This is a genomic window from Shimia sp. R9_1 (assembly GCF_017743775.1).
Taxonomy (GTDB): Bacteria; Pseudomonadota; Alphaproteobacteria; order Rhodobacterales; family Rhodobacteraceae; genus Shimia.
The window spans coordinates 1-1132 of record NZ_JAGHRN010000018.1 but is presented as its reverse complement, the minus strand read 5'-3'; the positions used below and the strand labels follow the sequence as shown (position 1 = coordinate 1132).

Here is a 1132-nt window from a genome sequence, read left to right as displayed (position 1 = left end):
CGGGCGGTAGCCCAAGGCACTGTGTGGTCGCTTGGTGTTGTAGTGTTTCCTCCATTGTTCAATCAGGATTTGCGCCTCTCGCAAGCTGTAGAAGACCTCACCGTTCAACAGCTCGTCCCGGAACCGGGCATTGAAGCTTTCACAGTATCCATTCTCCCAAGGTGAACCTGGTTCGATGTAGGCGGTCTTCGCGCCGACCGCTGCGATCCAATCTCGAACGGCCTGAGCAATGAACTCCGGGCCATTATCTGATCTGATGAAAGCAGGAACGCCACGCAGGATGAAAAGATCTGTCAGCGCGTCAATAACTTCTGCCGAGTTCAAGCGCCTCTTCACCCGGATCGCCAGACATTCTCGGCTGTGTTCATCCAGAATGTTCAGTGTCCGGAACGCTTTCCCGTCATCCGTCCGATGGTGCACGAAGTCATAGGACCAGACATGGTCACGATATTCGGGCCGGAGTCGAATACACGACCCGTCGTTCAGCCAGAGCCGTCCTTTCTTCGGTTGCTTCATTGGAACTTTCAGCCCCTCACGCCGCCATAGGCGCTCAACACGTTTGTCGTTGATTTGCCAGCCGGCGTCCCTCAGAAGAGCCGCAATCCGACGATAACCGTATCGACCAAACTGATGAGCGAGTTCGATCATGTCGGCCACCAAGCGCTCTTCGTCAGCCCGTCCAACTGGCACCCGCCTCTGTGTGGATCGATGTTGTCCCAGAACGCGGCAGGCGCGAAGTTCTGAGACGTGGAACTGGCTTCGCACATGATCAATGCAGTTGCGGCGGCGCGATGGGCTCAGAAGTTTCCCCGTGCGGCTTCCGACAGGATGAGCTTGTCCAATGTCAGATCAGAAACTGCCCGACGCAGCCGGTCATTCTCCTTCTGAAGTCGCTTTAGTTCCTTCAGTTGGTCGGTTCCCATGCCGCCATATTGCTTGCGCCAGCGATAGAAGGTTTGTTCTGTAATCTGCACTTGTCGGATGGCGTCTACGCGCGGCATCCCTTGGCCGCAAAGCACCTCAACCTGCCGTAACTTCGTGACAATCTCTTCAGGCTTGTGTCGCTTGATTCCCATATCTGATCCTCCGTTTCCTAACTATACGGGCGGACCACTTCAGTGGGGGAGGATCA

At 55.7% G+C, this 1132-nt stretch carries 1 protein-coding gene; it reads right to left on the bottom strand.

The genetic code is table 11. From position 1 onward, the window contains the following. Positions 1-1076, bottom strand: a protein-coding gene (locus tag J7399_RS20855) for an IS3 family transposase (protein WP_209090081.1) whose coding sequence is annotated in 2 segments (ribosomal slippage) — positions 1-812 and positions 812-1076 — 1077 coding nt annotated over the 2 segments. Because the reading frame shifts where the segments join, the coding sequence is not laid out codon by codon here. This gene is flagged as partial in the annotation. Positions 1077-1132 lie beyond the last annotated feature (56 nt).